Consider the following 13,969-nt stretch of genomic DNA (forward strand, 5'->3'; position numbering starts at 1 on the left):
GGCCAGATCGAGCACGTCGAGATCTAGACGAGGTGCTTGAGCGCTTCGCGCCGCGAGAGCCCGCTGAGCCGGTCGTCGTGGGCCTGGACGAAGGTCCGGACCCACGACGCGTCGGTCCGCGCGTGCTGGCGCAGCGCCCAGCCGAGCGCCTTGCGGATGAAGAACTCCCGGCCGTACGCCGTGTCGTCGAGGTTGGCGACCAACACCCGCTCGAGCAGGGCGGTGTCGGTGCGCTCGGCGTGCCCGAGCTGGCAGAGCATCGCCGTGCGCCGGATCCAGAGGCTGTCGTCGTCGACCGACCAGGCGTCCATGAGCGGCGTGACGTCGTTGCGGTGCCCCTGGAGGACCTGGCCGACCGGGTGCGCCGCGATCACGTCGACGACGTCCCACCACGCGCCGCTGCGCACGAGGTGCTCGAGCAGCGGGAGCAGCGCAGGGTCGTTCCACTGCCGGTAGGCGCGGTGGCGCAGCAGGGCGAGGGCGGCGTACCACTCCTCGCGGTGGGTCGCGTCGTCCCACAGCTCGAGCACGGCGGCCTCCCACGAGCCCCGGTCGATGAAACGGTGCTCGGCGAGGAGCGGCTTCAGGAGCGCCGCGAGGGCGGGCGCCGCGAGGCCGACGTAGGGCAGCTCGGACTTCATGTAGGCCTGCTGCTGCGCGGCACGCGCCGGGTCTCCCGTCCGCGCCAGGGCGGCACGAACCGCCGGGACGTACGTCATCCGACCAGGCGCTCGCAGAGGTGCTCGAGCTGGCGCGCCGGGTCGTCGGTGACGCCGCCGTGCACCGGCCCGGGCTGCAGGACCGTGCTGCGCGGCGCCTTGAGGAAGCCGAAGCGCTGCCCCAGCGACTGCCGGGCGGCCGCGCCGGCGCGCTCGTCCCCGCGGCACACGAGGTCGACGAAGGCCAGGGCGTCGCAGACCTGGTCGACGTCGACGCCCGGGTGCAGCGCCCGCAGCCGGTCGCGGTCCACCGACCAGGCGGCGGCGAGGTAGTCCGCGCCCTGGCAGTGCAGCACGACGCCGACGTTGACGAACTCCTCGCGGTCGGGCCGCGGGACGCAGCGCAGGACGACGTACTGGTAGGGCAGGCGGGCCGTGCTCATCGCGACACCCCCGGGAGCCACTGGCGGGTGCCGAGGCGGGCGAGGAGGAAGTCGACGTACGCCGCGCGCAGGTCGTCGGGGGTGCCTGCGCCTGGCACCGGCTCCAGCCACACGTCGGGGACCGCGGCCAGGACCTCGGTGAAGGCATCACGGTCGAGCACCGCCGCGATCTCCGCGTCCAGCTCGCGGGCGCGTGCGGCGCACGTCTCGAAGACGTGCCCGCTCGGGCCCCAGGCCTGCGCGGCGAACCGCTCGGGGTCGGTGACCCCGCCCTGCCAGCCGTGGTGGAAGTAGAGCGAGGCGCCGTGGTCGATCACCCAGAGGTCGCCGTGCCACAGAAGCAGGTTGGGGTTGCGCCACGAGCGGTCGACGTTGGCGGTGAAGGCGTCGAGCCAGAGCACCCGCGCGCCCTCGTCGTCGGCCGTGGACACCTGGCCGTCGACACCGAAGGATCCCGGGAGGAAGTCGATGCCCAGGTTGGCGCCGACACTGGCGTTGAGCAGGTCCTGCACCTCCTCGTCCGCCTCGTAGCGGGCGAGCTCGGGGTCGAGGTCGAGCACGACGAGCCGCGGGGTCCGCAAGCCGAGCAGGGTCGCGAGACCGCTGACGACGACCTCCGCGACCAGCACCTTCGCGCCCTGCCCCGCGCCGCGGAACTTGCAGACGTACGTCCCGAGGTCGTCGCCCTCGACGACCCCGGGCAGGCTGCCGCCCTCGCGCAGCGGCGTGACGTAGCGGGTGACGTGGACGGTGGGGAGCACCGTCGGCACGCCGCGGGCCACGACGTCGGTCACCGGACCGGTGCCTCTGCGGCGAGGCGGGCGGTCTCGGCGGCCACGTCGAAGTCGGCGACGGGCCACTGCAGGTCCAGCCCGCGCAGGGTGTCGAGCAGGACCTGGCCCACGGCGAGGTTGCGGAACCACTTCTTGTCGGCCGGCACGACGTGCCACGGGGCGGCCGCGGTGCTGGTGCGCTCGAGGGCGATCTCGTACGCCTCGCGGTAGGCGGGCCAGTGGGCCCGCTCGTCGAGGTCGCCGGGGTTGTACTTCCAGTGCTTCTCAGGATTGGCCAGTCGCTCGGCCAGCCGCTCCTTCTGCTCCTCGGCGCTGATGTGGAGCATGCACTTGACGATCGAGAAGCCGTCGTCGACCAGGCGCGCCTCGAACTCGTTGATGGCGCCGTAGCGCCGCTCGATCTCGTCGGGGTCGGCGAACCCGCGGACCCGGGCGATCAGCACGTCCTCGTAGTGGGAGCGGTCGAACACTCCGATGTAGCCGGCCTGGGGCAGCCCCTTCTCGATGCGCCACAGGAAGTCGTGGGCGAGCTCCTCCTCGGTGGGCGCCTTGAAGCTGGTGATCCGGACGCCCTGCGGGTCCACGAGGCCGATGGTGTGCCGCAGCACCCCGCCCTTGCCGCTGGTGTCCATGCCCTGGAGCACCAGCAGGACCCGCCGCGCGGAGCCGGCCGTACGCTCGGCCCACAACCGCTCCTGGAGGTCGGCGAGCTCGGGCTGCATGGCCGCCAGGGCTTCCCGGCCGTCGGCCTTGGCGCCGTCGAACCCCGGAGCGGCGTCGGTGTCGATGGCGGTCAGGTCCACCGGACCCTCGGGGAGCCGCAGCGCCGCGGCGATGGCAGAGGTCATGGGGGCCATCATGGCCCACCGGGGGCGGGAGCAGGCTCGCGACGCTGCGTACCGCCGAGGACACGTCGTACGTCGAGCGTGCAACCGACGACCGTGGCCACCGACCCGTCCCTGCCGGGCTCGTCGAACCACGTGCCCTGCTCGAAGCCGACCTTCTCCAGCACGCGCAACGAGGCCGCGTTGCGATGGTCGGGAGCGGCGAAGAACTCCTCCGCGTCGGGGAAACGGCGAGTCGCGCCGACCATCCACGACCAGAGGATCCGGGCGCCGAGCCCCCGTCCTGCCCACTCCGGCTCGCCGACCGCGTAGTCGAGACCGATCGCGTCCGGGTTCGGTGTCAGCAGGGCGAAGTCCGGGACGTCGTGGAGGCGGTAGTCCTGCACGAACCCGACCGAGCGACCGTTGACCTCCACCACCCACATCCGCAGCGGCGTGTGCCCGTCGACCCGAGGGCCGTACGTCGCCGTGACCCTCTCGGGTGTCGGTGGACCGTCGGCGTGCCACCAGCGGCGTACGTGCGGTGCCGCGAGCCACCGAGCGAGGATCGGCAGGTCACCGCGCGTCATCGCTCGCAGGTCGGCGCGCAGGGAGTCGTCGACGACGAACTCGAGCACGTCTCCCGACAGGTCGTCGGCCACCGGGAGGACGCCCAGCGGCATCGCGATCCGCGCCGCCGCACCCGCCCAGGGCTCGCCCGGGCGCACCTCACCTGCCAGCACCCCGGCGTCGCCGCGGACCCGCAGCCGCCTGTCGGTCATCCGGGAGGTCAGTGCGCGAGTGCGTCGGGGTCGACGACGGGTGGCAGCACCGACCACGGGAAGTCGATCCACCGCTCGGTGCGCCGCCACACGTAGTCGGCCTTGATCACCGACTGCGGCTTCTCGTAGATCACGACGGTGCGGGCCTCCGCGACGTGGCCCTCGCAGAACTCGTGGACGAGCTCGAGGGTGCGACCGGTGTCGGCGACGTCGTCGGCGATGAGGACCTTCAGGCCCGACAGGTCGACGACCGCGGGCGTGGGCGGCAGCATGATCGGGACCTCGAGCCGTTGGTCGACGCCGGTGTAGAACTCGACGTTGACCACCGAGATGTTCTTCACCGCAAGGGCGTAGCCCAGACCCATCCCGAGTGCGAGTCCGCCGCGGGCGATGGTCAGGATCATGTCGGGGCGAAACCCGGAGTCGGCGACCTGCTGCGCCAGCTCCCGGGTCGCGGTGCCGAACAGCTCGTAGGTGAGGACCTCGCGCTCGTTGATCACCGGGCCATCCCACCAGAGTCCGGACACCGTGCGGAAGTGCCGCCCTCAGAAGTCGGGGTGCTCGCCGACCTCGCCATCGTCCTCGGCCTCCCCCAGCGCCTCGCGCACCACCGAGAACGCCAGGCCCGCCGCGTAGCCCTTGCGGGCGAGCAGGCCGGCGAGACGCCGGGTGGCCACCTGTCGGTCGAGGCCGCGCATCGAGCGCAGCTTCTTGTCGACGAGCGCACGGGCGGCCTCGCGCTGGTCGCCCTCTTCGATCTGCTCGAGCGCCTCCTTGGCCTCCTGATCACCGACGCCCTTGCGGCGCAGCTCCTGCGCCAGGGCGCGTGGAGCCAGGCCGCGGCTGCGGTGACGACTCTCGACCCACTGGCGGGCGTAGGCGGCGTCGTCGATCAGGCCGACCTCGGAGAACCGGTCGAGCAGGGACGCAGCCAGCTCGGTCGGCACCCCCCGCTTGGCGAGCTTGTCGGCGAGCTCCTGGCGCGAGCGCGCCTGCCCGGTCAGCGCGTCGAGGAGGATCCTGCGCGCCACCGCCTCCGGGTCGGCCTCGACCTCCGCGGCGGCCGCCTCCTCGCGGGCGACCCTGGCGGCCTCCCGCTCCTCCCACGTCCGGGTGCGCTTGCGGTCGGCCTGGCGTCCGCCCGTACGTCCGCCCGTGCGTCCGGCGCGGGTGGGAGCCTCCTCGGCAGGCGGGGGCGGGGTCTCCCCCACCCACGCCTGGACGCCGAGGCTGACGTCCCCGACCCACGACGGCGGCGGACGGTGCTCAGAAGTCATTGACTCCGATGGGCTCGTCGCTCAGGTCGTCGGACGGCTTGTCGACGGCAGGAGTGACGCCCAGCTTCTCCAGGATGAGCTTCTCGATCTCGTTGGCGAGGTCGGGGTTGTCGCGCAGGAAGTTGCGCGAGTTCTCCTTGCCCTGGCCGAGCTGGTCGCCCTCGTAGGTGTACCAGGCGCCGGCCTTGCGGATCAGGCCCGCCTCGACGCCCACGTCGATCAGGCCGCCCTCGCGGCTGATCCCCTTGCCGTACATGATGTCGAACTCGGCCTGCTTGAACGGCGGGGCCACCTTGTTCTTGACGACCTTGACGCGGGTGCGGTTGCCGACCATGTCAGTGCCGTCCTTGAGCGTCTCGATGCGACGCACGTCGAGGCGCACCGAGGAGTAGAACTTCAGCGCGCGACCACCGGTGGTGGTCTCCGGCGAGCCGAACATGACGCCGATCTTCTCGCGGAGCTGGTTGATGAAGATCGCGGTCGTGCCGGAGTTGTTGAGGGCACCGGTCATCTTGCGCAGCGCCTGGCTCATGAGTCGGGCCTGGAGACCGACGTGGCTGTCGCCCATCTCGCCCTCGATCTCGGCGCGGGGCACCAGGGCGGCCACGGAGTCGATGACGATCAGCGACAGCGCGCCGGAGCGGATCAGCATGTCTGCGATCTCGAGCGCCTGCTCACCGGAGTCGGGCTGGGAGACCAGCAGCGCGTCGGTGTCGACGCCGAGGGCCTTGGCGTAGTCGGGGTCGAGCGCGTGCTCGGCGTCGATGAAGGCGACGATCCCGCCGGCCGCCTGGGCGCTGGCCACCGCGTGGAGGGCGACCGTCGTCTTTCCGGAGGACTCCGGTCCGTAGATCTCGACGACGCGCCCACGGGGCAGGCCGCCGAGACCGAGGGCCACGTCGAGGGCGATCGACCCGGTGGGGATCACCTCGAGCGGGGCACGCGTCTCGTCGCCCAGTCGCATGACCGAGCCCTTGCCGAACTGCTTCTCCACCTGTGCGAGCGCGGCGTCGAGGGCCTTCTCGCGGTCTGCACCAGCCATTGCTGTGTCCCGTTCTCTCGTCGTGTGTGTGAGGTACTTCTGCGACGGTAGGGCGAGCCACCGACAGTCCCTGATCAGGACGGTCTGACGCTGTGGACAACCTCGCACTTCGTCGTACCTGTGGACGCACAGTAGCCCGAACAGGTGTTCGACGCAGTGTGCGGCACGGCGTGTCGCCGAGTTTCCGCCGTCGCCCTCGCGGGCTCAGGCGTGACGCCGCGTCACCCAGCCCGCGGCGACCACCGCGCCGGCCAGCAGGGCGGCGAACATCGCGAGGGCGGAGTAGCCCAGCGCGCCGACGATGACGCCGGCGAGCGCGCCACCCCCGGCGGCGGTGAGGGCCATCGCCATGTCCGAGGTGCCCTGCACGTCGGTGCGCGCCGCGATCGGCGTGCGGTCGGCGATCACGGTCGACGCCGCCACGGTCGCGCAGGACCACCCGAGGCCGAGCAGGAACAGCCCGGCGAGGATCTGCCAGGACGAGCCTGCGGGCGAGAGGCCGCACAACGCCAGCGACACCAGCAGCACCGCTCCCCCGGCCACCAGCACGGCCGAGCGGCCGAAGCGGTCGGTCGCCCACCCGACGACCGGGGAGAAGGCGAACATGCCGAGCACGTGGATCGAGATCACGAAGCCGATGACCTCGAGGTGCGCACCCCCGTGCTCCATGTGCAGCGGCGTCATGATCATCACCGTCACCATCGCAGCGTGGGCGCAGGCCATCGCGACGACCGCTGCACCGACGGCGGGGACCTCGCGCACCACCGTGACGAACCGGGTCCAGGAGCGCCCCGGGGCCTCCCGCCCGGGGGCCGGCACCGCACCGGCGGCCTGCTGGGCGAGGAGCAGCGGGTCCGGGCGCAGCCGCAGCCAGACCCAGCCGGCCGCCACGACGAGCACCGCCGCGCCGATCGCGAAGCCGCCGGTGAGCTCGGGCACGCCCATCCACCTGGCCACGGCGGCCCCGACGCCGGTGAGGTTGGGGCCCGCGACGGCACCGATGGTCGTCGCCCAGACCACGACGGACAACGCGCGAGCGCGGTGCTCCTCGGTCGCGAGGTCGGTCGCGGCGTAGCGCGAACCGTTGTTGACCGCCGTGGTCGCACCGAGCATGACGGCGCCGAGCAGCAGCACCGCCATCGAGTCCACGACTCCCGCGAGCACGGCGAGGGCGGCGCCGGTCGCCCCGGTGAGGTAGCCGGCGACGATCCCGACGCGGCGGCCACGACGACGCATGACGCGCGCGAGGACGTACGCCGCCAGGGCCGTGCCCAGCACCTGGAAGGTCTGCGCGAGGCCCGCCATGGTCTCGCTGCCGGAGATGTCGCGGGCCAGCAGGGAGGCGGTGGCGACGCCGATGGTGACGCCGACCGCGCCCACGGCCTGGGAGACGACGACGGTGCGTACGGTGCGGCGCTGGACGTCGGCGAGGTCGGGCCCGGGCTCGGTGCGGGCGCCGAGCGGGGTCGTCACCGCTCGCTGTCCGGGAGCTCGAGGTGGCGCCGCACGGCCGCCCACACCTGCTTGGGCGGGACACCCGCGTCGAGCGCTTCCTGCGTCGTCCGGCCGTCGAGCTCGCGCACGACGGTCAGCTCGGCCCACGTCCGCGAGTAGTCACGGCCCAGGGTGTCGTCGAGCCGCGCCCAGAACTCGGTGTGCCTCATGGTGACACCCCATCACGGACCGCCGACACCTCGAGCCACGCCTCCCCCCGCCTACCGGCGACGCCCGCGTGGATCTCGATCCCGGTCCAGCCGGCCGCGGCGACGACGGCGCGCAGGTGGTCGGCGCGCCAGTAGGTGAAGTGGCGCGGGCCGCTGATCGCCCCATGGGTGGACCATCCGTCGCCGTCCCCCTCCTTGAGCGCGGCGCCCAGCAGCCCACCGACCCTCGTCACCGCGGCGAGCCTGGTGAGCACCACGCGCAGGTCCACCCGCGCCACGTGCAACAGCGAGGCGTTGGCCCACACCGCGTCGTACGGGTCCCCTGCCGCGGCGAGGTCGTCGACGAGCGGGTCGAGGAGGTCGGCCTCGTGGCCCTGTGCCCGGAGGAGCGCCACGAACCCGGGCGTGATGTCGGTGCGTCGCACCCGGAGGCCCAGCCTCTCCATCAGGAGTGCGTCCCGGCCTCCGCCGGACCCGATCTCCAGCACGCGGGCACCCGCCCCGAGGCGTTGCGCGAAGTCCTCGACCCGCGCGCGGACCGCGTCCGTCATAGCCGGGCCGTGCGCCACGTACGCCGCAGCGTCGCGGTCGTAGGCACGCACCGTCTCGTTCACGACCGATCCCCCTGCGCCAGCACCCACGTACGGTCCACGGTGTGCGGGACGACCGCCTCCGGCACAGCGCTCATGCCCGACATCAAACCAGCCCCACCGACCGCGGCACTCCGCGTCCGGGACACCCGCGCCCGGGCTTCCAGTCCCTTTCGTGCGGTTCTTGCCCGTTGCAACGGGCGAGAACCCGGGCAGTCACCGGCTGACCGGTGGTCCCGACGCGAGGACGAGGCGAGCTCCGGGGGGGCCAGGAGCCCCCTGCACCCCTCAGGTCAGCAGCAGCCTGTCGAGGCGCCGGCGTACGACGAGCAGCCCGACGATGCCCATCACGACGAGGTAGACCACCGAGACCGCCGACTCCCAGGTGACGACCCCGGTGGTCAGCTCGCGGCACAGGACGACGCCGCGGTAGAGCGGGGTGGCCTCGACGACCCAGCGCAGCACCCCGTCACCGAAGGCCTCGACAGGGAAGAACGTCGCGGAGAACAGGAACAGCGGCATCTGGACGAGGGTGATCTTGTCGAAGTCCTGCCAGGACGTCATCCAGGTCGTCACCGCCATGCAGACCGCGGAGAAGGCGAAGGCGATCAACACGGCCGCGGGCAGCGCGAGCACGGCCCACCAGGAGTGGGTCAGGCCCATGACCGCCATGACCACGAGGAACGCCGCGGAGTAGACCGAGCCGCGCATCAGGCCCCAGGCGATCTCACCGCGGGCGATGTCGCCGGTCGAGAGCGGCGTGGCGAGCATCTGGTCGTAGAGCTTCTCGTACTTGAGCTTGAAGAAGACGTTGTAGGTGGAGTCGAGCAGGGCGCCGTTGAACGCCGAGGTGGCGAGCATGGCCGGGGCGACGAACTCGGCGTAGGGGATGGCCTCGCCGTGGAACTCGAAGGTGTCGATGAGCTGGCCGACGCCGATGCCGATCGAGAAGAGGTAGAACACCGGCTCGAGGAAGCCGGTGACGAACAGCTTCCACGCGCTCTTGTAGACGACGTAGTTGCGCAGCACCAGGACCCGGGTCGCGGCGGCCGGGGACAGGGGGGCGGGAATCTCGTGCAGCAGCGCCACCTCAGACCTCCAGCCGTCGGTCGAGGTTGCGCACCGCGAGGAACCAGCCCACGACGGTGAGGCTGACGAGCACGACCACGTGCAGCAGGACCAGCGACCAGTCCACCTGCCCGACGCAGAACATCCGCGACAGCGACACGCCGTGCCACAGAGGGGTGAGCCGCGCGACCCACTCGAGCACCGGTCCGAGGTTGGCGATCGGGAAGAAGGCGCCGGAGAACAGCGTCAGCGGGATCACCCCGAGGCGGAACAGCAGCCCGAAGCCCTCCTCGGAGGTGAGGCGGGCGCTGTAGGCGAAGACGAGCGTGGCGAAGGCGAAGCCCACGAGCACCTGCGACAGCCAGGCCAGGATCGGCCCCCACCAGGTGGCGAACACGCCGAACGGCGCGATGACCAGCATGAAGACCGCGCAGGCGGAGGCGACGCGGAACATGACGAACCCGAGGAACGCGTTGACCAGGTCGCGGACGGCCAGCGGCGTGGCCAGCTGGGCGTAGAAGGTCTTGTGCCACTTGATGGCGCCCATGACGGGGTAGGTCGACTCGCTGACGGCGATCGTCATGGCGTGCGAGGCGACGAGGCCCGGCACCACGAAGGCGAGGTAGGACGTCGCGCCCTCGAGTCGGTCGGGGTCGCCCTCGATGAAGCCGCCCAGCAGCACACCCATCGCGACGACGTAGAGCAGCGGGGTGAGGAAGCTGCCGACCACTCCCCCACGCCACGTGCGCTTGAGGACGGTGAGCCAGTAGTCGTACTGGCGCGCCATGCCCTCCCGGGCCGACAGCGCACCCCTCGGTGCGGATCCGCTTGTGGTGCGCGGTGGTGTCGTCCCGGTCGCCATCAGTCGGCCAGTCTCCGGCCGGTGAGGCGCAGGAAGACGTCCTCGAGGGTGGAGCGGCGTACGAGGGTGGCGAGGGGCTGCAGGCCGCGGTCGAGCACGGCCGTCACGACGTCCTCCCCGTGGTCGCTGTAGACCAGGAGCCGGTCGGGCAGCACCTCGACCCGCTCGCCGAGGTCCTCGACCTTGCCGGCGATCGCCTCGTGCTCGCCGACGCCGAAGCGCAACTCGGCGACCTCGCGGGTCGAGTGGGCGTCGATGAGCTCGCGCGGCGAGCCCTCGGCGGCGATCAGCCCCTTGTCCATGACGACGAGCCGGTCGCACAGCTGCTCGGCCTCGTCCATGTAGTGGGTGGTGATCACGAGGGTCACCCCGGCCTGCTTGAGCCGGAAGAGCTGGTCCCAGAGCACGTGGCGCGCCTGGGGGTCGAGTCCGGTCGTCGGCTCGTCGAGCAGCAGCAGGTCGGGGTTGTTGATCAGGCTGCGCGCGATGGTGAGGCGGCGCTTCATGCCACCGGAGAGGGACTCGACCTTGGCCTTGGCCTTGTCGGTGATCTGGGCGAACTCGAGGAGCTCGCGAGCCCGCTCGCGACACGTCGCACGGTCGATGCCGAAGTAGCGGCCGTAGATGTAGAGGTTGTCGAACACGCTGAGCTCCTTGTCGAGGGTGTCCTCCTGCGGGCACACCCCGAGGCGACCGCGGATGGCGGGGCCGTCGGTCGCCGGGTCCATGCCGAGGATGCGCAGCTCACCGCCGCTCACCGGGCTGACCGAGGCGATCATCCGCATCGTGCTCGACTTGCCCGCTCCGTTGGGCCCGAGGAAGCCGAACGCCTCCCCGCGGCGCACCTCGACGTCGATGCCCTTCACGGCCTCGAAGTCACCGAACGACTTGCGCAGCCCCCGCGCCGAGATCATGGCTCCTGTCACGGGGAACGAGCCTAGATCAGAGGTACGACCTCACCGCACCGAACGGCGACAGTCGCGCCGGTGTACGGGGGTGTCACCGGGTGATCACCCAGGTCTGCACCGGCCCTGACGAGCCGGCGCCGAGGAAGCCGTCGTCACGCATCCGGTCGAGCTGGTCGCGGATCGAGCCGTTGCTGGACGCGTCCACGGCGGCAGCGCCGAGGGCGTAGCGGTCGAGACCGTGGTTGTCCACGACGTCGTGGTCGCCGGCGTCGAAGCGGACCGTCGTGCGGAGGGGCTGGTCGGGGTTGTCCTCCCCGTCGAGGAGGGGAACCGCGTCACCACGGTTCTCGAGATGCAGGGCGCCGGTGCCGTCCGGTACGTACGGGACCTGGGCGGTCGGCGAGCCCGCGGTCACGACGTGCCGCACGTCGAAGTGCCGGGCGAAGTCGGGGTCGGCGGCCAGCGAGGTGGCCACCATCCCGCCCTGGGAGTGCCCGACGAGCATCACCTCCTTGCCGGCCAGCCCGGCCTCGGTCATCGCCTCCTGGATGCCGTGGCCGTAGGAGCTGTCCGTGCGTCCGATGAGCTGGTAGTTGGTCTCCATGTCACGGGCCCGGTCGCCCGCGGCGGGCACCGGGCGCATGTCCTCGGTGCCGGGGAGGTAGACGATGTAGCGCTCGTCGGGTGCCCGCCCGACCTGCTGGACCTGGATGGCGCCGTGGTCGACCTCGCCGGTGAGCGGGAGCCGCTGGGTGGCTGCGAGCTGGTGGACGAGGTCCTCGAGGCCGGCGGGCGCCGTCGGGCCGGCGCCGTGGTCGTCGAGGTCCCCGCGCCGGACCACCGAGGAGTCGGTGTCGTCGCCGAGCAGCAGCGCCATGAGCCGCGCCGCGTCGTTGGTGGTGGCCTGACCGATGGGGCCGTCGCCGGGAGCGAGCAGTCCCGCTCCCGGGACGAGGGACTCCACGAGCCCTCCTCCGGAGTTGATGACGTGCTGGGCCAGCCCGGGATGGTCGTGCACCAGCTGGCCGAGGTCGTCGGCGATCCGCTCGCCGAGCTCGTCCTGCTCCTGCTGCGACAGGGTGGACCAGTGGGCGTAGGTCACCCCGCCCGCCACCAGCAGCGCAGGGAGCGCGACGGGCAGGGCGCAGCCCGCGAGACGTCCGAGGCTGTGGTCGACCATCTCGGCCGTGTGCCGCGACAGCGCGTCGCCCGCCCGGAACGCCGCCACCACCGCGCGTACGCCGAGGGCATCGGCCTCGATGCCGAGGATGCGCACGGTCAGCCCGTCTGCGCCCGTCGTGGCGTCGAGGACCTGGAGCTCGGCGTCGGCGAAGCTCGTCGGGGAGAGCAGGGACGACTCGAGGAGGTCGCCGTCGGCCATCACGCGCGCACCGAGCCCGGCCATGTCGGCGAGGAGGCCGGCGTGGCGCTCGTAGCGATCGGCGAGGGCGAGCATCTGGTCGTAGCCCGCGGCCATGCCGTGCGACCCGCCCGCGACCGCCTCGATCGGCGGCAGGGCCGAGCCGCTCACGCCGTCACCTCCGCGGCCAGCACGGACAGCGCCCGGGGCAGGTCGACCGCTCCCGTCCGCTCGATCCGCACCCTCGTGCACCCGTCCCGGGTGACGGGCGTCAGGGAGCGCCACCCGTCGGGGAGGAGGACCCACTCGACGATGCCGGCCCCCGGGCGTCCGTGCCGGCCGCGGCCCATCACCGCGGCGTGCAGGCGCCCGCGGGACGTGCGCTCGAGCTGCTCGAGCCAGCGGCGTACGTCGCTGTCGTCGGCCGCGCCGAGCGAGTCGCGGTCCGCGCCCGCGACGGTGCTGCCGGAGTGGTCGGAGACGAGCTGGTGGAGCAGGTCGTGGCGACGGCGCTGCACGGCCTCCCCCGAGGCGAGCAGCAGCTCCCACGGGGTCTCGAGGACGTCCGGGACCGGAGCGGCGTCGGAAGCGGGGCACAGCGAGCAGATGTCGACGTGGACGGCGCGTCCGAGCTCGAGCCACCAGTCCTCGACGGACAGCCAGCCGAGCTCGAAGTCCCTGCCGTCGCTCGTGGACAGGCAGACCACCCAGTCGTCGAGGGTGCGGTGCCAGCTCCGCACGCGGGCTTCGCCGCTGTCGAGCGACACGAGGAGCTCGAGCTCGACCGCGAGCGCAGCTGCGTGCCACACGGTGAGCACGGCGCGCCCCTGTGCGGTGGGCACACCGGCGTCCACGAGCCCGACGGACGCGAGACGAGCGTCGAGCTCCGCGTCCCCGTCGGTCGTCGCCGCGACCGGCGAGACCGGCGAGACCGGGCGCTCGTCAGCGCGGTCGCACCCGCCGAGGCGCTCCCCCAGCCCCTCGAGCGTCCGCGCGGAGGACTGCATCTGGCCGGCAGGGGACGACACGCCTGCCAGGGCGGCGAGGCGGTCGATCCCGGCACGCGGGAGGCGTACGCGCCGCGGGACCACGGTGCGCGGCTCGACCTCGTCACCCGTCGCGCCGAGCAGGATGGCGTTCACCGGGACGCGTCCGGGATCCGGTCGGGCACCCGGAGCCAGTCCTTGTGGCCCTCGGGCGGAGGTCGGAACGACGCGAGCACCTCGTCGACGGGGTCGGGCCTGATCGACGACGCAAGGTCGAGGGCGCGGGACGCGACGTCAGCCAGCCGGGACGTCGCCCCCTCGACGAGACCGCGGACGCGGTGCGCGATCTCGCGGATCAGGTCCTGGAGGCGGTCGACCTCGTCGGCGTGGCGGCGCAGTGCCCGGGCAGCACCGTCGTGCTCGTCGGCCGTGCGGCGCAGCGCGACGGCCCGCTCCGTCATCCGCTCCCGCATGGCCGTCGCCGCCCTGCCCTCCCAGCGCACCTGGCGCGAGGCCTCGACGAGCCGGTCGGCGTCCCTCCGGATCTCGGTGGCCTGCTCGTCCATCTGCCCGGCGAGCCGGCGGATGACCGCGGTGTCTCCGTACATCTGCGTCTCCTGCCCCCATCGGCGCGGTGGTGCGCTGGCGGTCAGGTGCCCGGGCCCGGGCGGCATCAAACCGGGCGGCACCAGGCTGTGGACAGACCGCCC

General features: G+C 72.5%; 17 protein-coding genes. All 17 read right to left on the reverse strand.

All coding sequences use genetic code 11. From position 1 onward, the window contains the following. Positions 1-23: 23 nt before the first annotated feature. The 17 genes from IE200_RS15405 to IE200_RS15485 all read right to left on the reverse strand — a co-directional run bounded on the left by IE200_RS15405 (position 24) and on the right by IE200_RS15485 (position 13,867). Complete coding sequence (locus tag IE200_RS15405; protein WP_191280366.1) at positions 24-719, reverse strand: DNA alkylation repair protein; 696 nt, start codon at positions 717-719, stop codon at positions 24-26. After that, complete coding sequence (locus IE200_RS15410; RefSeq protein ID WP_191280367.1) at positions 716-1,102, reverse strand: DUF3037 domain-containing protein; 387 nt, start codon at positions 1,100-1,102, stop codon at positions 716-718. Before IE200_RS15410 ends, IE200_RS15405 begins: the two co-directional genes overlap by 4 nt. After that, a complete protein-coding gene (locus tag IE200_RS15415) occupies positions 1,099-1,896 on the reverse strand; it encodes a HipA family kinase (protein WP_229856616.1) in 798 nt (265 codons plus the stop codon). The genes IE200_RS15410 and IE200_RS15415 overlap by 4 nt, the downstream gene beginning before the upstream one ends. After that, positions 1,893-2,753: a polyphosphate kinase 2 family protein gene (locus IE200_RS15420; protein WP_191280368.1), complete on the reverse strand. Its 861-nt coding sequence runs from the start codon at positions 2,751-2,753 to the stop codon at positions 1,893-1,895. Before IE200_RS15420 ends, IE200_RS15415 begins: the two co-directional genes overlap by 4 nt. Next, entirely contained in the window at positions 2,753-3,502 is a 750-nt protein-coding gene (locus tag IE200_RS15425) for a GNAT family N-acetyltransferase (protein WP_191280369.1), read from the reverse strand. The genes IE200_RS15420 and IE200_RS15425 overlap by 1 nt, the downstream gene beginning before the upstream one ends. Positions 3,503-3,510: 8 nt before the next feature. Further along, positions 3,511-4,002 carry a phosphoribosyltransferase gene (locus IE200_RS15430; protein ID WP_191280370.1) on the reverse strand — a complete coding sequence of 164 codons (492 nt, stop codon included), beginning with the start codon at positions 4,000-4,002 and terminating at the stop codon, positions 3,511-3,513. Positions 4,003-4,047: 45 nt separating this feature from the next. Further along, a complete protein-coding gene (locus tag IE200_RS15435) occupies positions 4,048-4,779 on the reverse strand; it encodes a regulatory protein RecX (protein WP_191280371.1) in 732 nt (243 codons plus the stop codon). Continuing rightward, positions 4,769-5,821 (reverse strand): recombinase RecA, encoded by a 1,053-nt coding sequence (recA, locus tag IE200_RS15440; RefSeq protein WP_191280372.1) that lies wholly within the window; start codon positions 5,819-5,821, stop codon positions 4,769-4,771. Before recA ends, IE200_RS15435 begins: the two co-directional genes overlap by 11 nt. Positions 5,822-6,025: 204 nt before the next feature. Further along, on the reverse strand, positions 6,026-7,294 hold the full coding sequence (locus IE200_RS15445; protein WP_191280373.1) for an MFS transporter: 1,269 nt from the start codon (positions 7,292-7,294) through the stop codon (positions 6,026-6,028). After that, entirely contained in the window at positions 7,291-7,485 is a 195-nt protein-coding gene (locus tag IE200_RS15450) for a DUF3046 domain-containing protein (RefSeq protein ID WP_191280374.1), read from the reverse strand. Before IE200_RS15450 ends, IE200_RS15445 begins: the two co-directional genes overlap by 4 nt. Further along, positions 7,482-8,099, reverse strand: a complete 618-nt coding sequence (locus IE200_RS15455; protein WP_229856618.1) for a class I SAM-dependent methyltransferase — start codon at positions 8,097-8,099, stop codon at positions 7,482-7,484. Before IE200_RS15455 ends, IE200_RS15450 begins: the two co-directional genes overlap by 4 nt. 264 nt (positions 8,100-8,363) lie before the next feature. Further along, positions 8,364-9,164 (reverse strand): ABC transporter permease, encoded by an 801-nt coding sequence (locus IE200_RS15460; RefSeq protein WP_191280375.1) that lies wholly within the window; start codon positions 9,162-9,164, stop codon positions 8,364-8,366. A 1-nt stretch (position 9,165) separates the two neighbouring features. After that, entirely contained in the window at positions 9,166-9,930 is a 765-nt protein-coding gene (locus IE200_RS15465) for an ABC transporter permease (protein ID WP_191280412.1), read from the reverse strand. A 74-nt stretch (positions 9,931-10,004) separates the two neighbouring features. Beyond that, positions 10,005-10,931, reverse strand: coding sequence for an ABC transporter ATP-binding protein (locus IE200_RS15470; RefSeq protein ID WP_456237869.1), 927 nt, complete (start codon positions 10,929-10,931; stop codon positions 10,005-10,007). A gap of 73 nt (positions 10,932-11,004) precedes the next feature. Continuing rightward, the gene (locus IE200_RS15475) at positions 11,005-12,444 is read right to left on the reverse strand and encodes a PGAP1-like alpha/beta domain-containing protein (RefSeq protein ID WP_191280376.1); all 1,440 of its coding nucleotides are present in this window, start codon (positions 12,442-12,444) and stop codon (positions 11,005-11,007) included. Continuing rightward, a complete protein-coding gene (locus IE200_RS15480; RefSeq protein WP_191280377.1) occupies positions 12,441-13,415 on the reverse strand; it encodes a hypothetical protein in 975 nt (324 codons plus the stop codon). The genes IE200_RS15475 and IE200_RS15480 overlap by 4 nt, the downstream gene beginning before the upstream one ends. Beyond that, entirely contained in the window at positions 13,412-13,867 is a 456-nt protein-coding gene (locus IE200_RS15485; RefSeq protein WP_191280378.1) for a WXG100 family type VII secretion target, read from the reverse strand. The genes IE200_RS15480 and IE200_RS15485 overlap by 4 nt, the downstream gene beginning before the upstream one ends. Positions 13,868-13,969: the final 102 nt, after the last annotated feature.

The organism is Nocardioides flavus (ex Wang et al. 2016), assembly GCF_014653115.1.
Taxonomy (GTDB): Bacteria; Actinomycetota; Actinomycetes; order Propionibacteriales; family Nocardioidaceae; genus Nocardioides; species Nocardioides flavus.

Excerpts from the sequence above, each read along its gene's own strand:
- IE200_RS15420 (WP_191280368.1), bottom strand. The coding sequence starts at position 2,753 with ATGGCCCCCATGACCTCTGCCATCGCCGCGGCGCTGCGGCTCCCCGAG.
- IE200_RS15485 (WP_191280378.1), bottom strand. The coding sequence starts at position 13,867 with ATGTACGGAGACACCGCGGTCATCCGCCGGCTCGCCGGGCAGATGGAC.
- IE200_RS15410 (WP_191280367.1), bottom strand. The coding sequence starts at position 1,102 with ATGAGCACGGCCCGCCTGCCCTACCAGTACGTCGTCCTGCGCTGCGTC.
- IE200_RS15450 (WP_191280374.1), bottom strand. The coding sequence starts at position 7,485 with ATGAGGCACACCGAGTTCTGGGCGCGGCTCGACGACACCCTGGGCCGT.
- IE200_RS15435 (WP_191280371.1), bottom strand. The coding sequence starts at position 4,779 with ATGACTTCTGAGCACCGTCCGCCGCCGTCGTGGGTCGGGGACGTCAGC.
- recA (WP_191280372.1), bottom strand. The coding sequence starts at position 5,821 with ATGGCTGGTGCAGACCGCGAGAAGGCCCTCGACGCCGCGCTCGCACAG.
- IE200_RS15465 (WP_191280412.1), bottom strand. The coding sequence starts at position 9,930 with ATGGCGCGCCAGTACGACTACTGGCTCACCGTCCTCAAGCGCACGTGG.
- IE200_RS15405 (WP_191280366.1), bottom strand. The coding sequence starts at position 719 with ATGACGTACGTCCCGGCGGTTCGTGCCGCCCTGGCGCGGACGGGAGAC.
- IE200_RS15425 (WP_191280369.1), bottom strand. The coding sequence starts at position 3,502 with ATGACCGACAGGCGGCTGCGGGTCCGCGGCGACGCCGGGGTGCTGGCA.